The organism is Luteibacter sp. P4_D7_3 (assembly GCF_056401735.1).
On the sequence record NZ_JBFUIT010000526.1, the window covers coordinates 1 to 1,578 of the forward strand.

The 1,578-nt window shown below is 64.7% G+C and carries 3 protein-coding genes; all 3 read left to right on the forward strand.

Annotation, left to right across the window (positions count from 1 at the left end):
- Window positions 1-168 precede the first annotated feature (168 nt).
- Window positions 169-642 (forward strand): transcriptional repressor, encoded by a 474-nt coding sequence (locus tag AC1DSN_RS22330; RefSeq protein WP_477298531.1) that lies wholly within the window; start codon window positions 169-171, stop codon window positions 640-642.
- A gap of 100 nt (window positions 643-742) precedes the next feature.
- Window positions 743-1,210 carry a MerC domain-containing protein gene (locus AC1DSN_RS22335; RefSeq protein ID WP_477332990.1) on the forward strand — a complete coding sequence of 156 codons (468 nt, stop codon included), beginning with the start codon at window positions 743-745 and terminating at the stop codon, window positions 1,208-1,210.
- Between the two features lie 36 nt (window positions 1,211-1,246).
- Window positions 1,247-1,578: cation diffusion facilitator family transporter (locus AC1DSN_RS22340; RefSeq protein ID WP_477332992.1), on the forward strand; the 332-nt coding region annotated here is incomplete at its 3' end.

Genomic DNA, 1,578 nt, shown 5'->3' on the forward strand with positions numbered 1-1,578 from the left:
TCGTCGGGGCGCTGGTACTGGGTCCCTTCGGCTGGGTCGTTCCCTTCCTGCCAACGCGGGCTCCGCCCCCGCCACCGGCCGGTGCAGGCCCCCAGCCGCCCCCGCTGCCGGGCTCGAAAAAGCGTTGACGTGGCCTCATGTTAGACTGACGCACACGAGGATTTCGATGTGACCACGCAAGCCGCCCACCGACATGACCACGAGCACCACGACGACGCACGCAGCTTCGTCGCGGCGGTCGAGCACGCCTCGAATGAGCGTGGCCTGCGGTTGACTCCGTTGCGCCGGGAAGTCCTCGAGTTGGTGGCCAGTGCAGGCAAGCCCGTGAAGGCCTATGACCTGCTGGACAGGCTTCGCGAGAAGCACGGYAACGCCGCGCCGCCGACGGTCTACCGGGCGCTCGATTTCCTGCTCGAGAACAGCTTCATCCACAAGCTCGAGTCCATCAACGCTTACGTGTCCTGCCACCATCCGGCCGAATCGCATCAGGTGCCCTTCCTGATCTGCGACAAGTGCCAGTGTGCGCAGGAGGTCTGCGACGAGCGCGTCGCGGAGCTGATCGAGGCGCAGGCCAAGGCCCTGGGGTTCCGTCCGCAGGCCCAGACCCTCGAAGTCCACGGCATCTGCAAGAACTGTCGGTAGCCCTTGTGTGGGGGCCGGATACAGAAAGCGTTGATTTGCTTGGCTTCTGCAATGTTATAAAGTATCATTGCTTGCCTGGACCTGTCCAAGAAGTCACGCTATGCATCTCATGACCGATCTCCCTGTCGAATCCCCAGTCGATTCAGAGGCGCCCCGGCGCTGGTGGCACGCCGCCGACCGCGTCGGTGCGACGGCGTCGTTCCTTTGCGCCATCCACTGCGCCGCGCTGCCTTTCGTGCTGGCGCTGCTTCCGGTGCTCGGTCTTTCGTTTCTCGCCGACCACCGTTTCGAAGCGGGCTTCGTCGCTTTTGCATGCGTCCTGGCCAGCGCGGCGCTCATATCCGGTTTCCGCCGTCATCGCCGCCGCCTGCCGTTGATCCTGGCGACGCCAGGCCTGATGCTGCTGGTGCTGGGAGTGACCTTCCTGCACAGCGACTCGCTCATCATTCATAGCGTGCTCGTTACGTGCGGCGGTTTCCTGCTGGCTTCGGCGCATTTCGTTAACCTGCGAGTAGACCGCAGCGAGCATGCGGGCCACATCCACGGCCCGTCCTGCGCGCACCCGTGATTGTGTAACCGCGGCACGATTCCCTAGCCTTCGCGCATGGCACACGATCATTCCCAAGCCCACGCCGGCCACTCGCACGGCGAGGCGCACGCGCACGACCATAGCCACTTCGAAGGGAGCAGCGAGAAGAAGCTGCTGTTCGCTTTCGTCCTCACCCTGATCATGCTGCTGGTGGAGGCGGCCGGAGGCATGGTCTCCGGATCGCTGGCCCTGCTGGCGGATGCGGGTCATATGCTGGTCGATGCACTGGCCCTGTTGCTGGCCTTCCTCGGGGCGCGTTTCGCCGCACGACCTGCCGACGCGCAGCGCAGCTTCGGCTACGGCCGTATCGAGGTCCTTGCCGGCTTCGTGAACGCGCTGACGCAGTT

Bases quoted from the DNA above. Each gene is read 5' to 3' on its own strand.
- AC1DSN_RS22335 (WP_477332990.1), top strand. From the start codon at position 743: ATGCATCTCATGACCGATCTCCCTGTCGAATCCCCAGTCGATTCAGAG.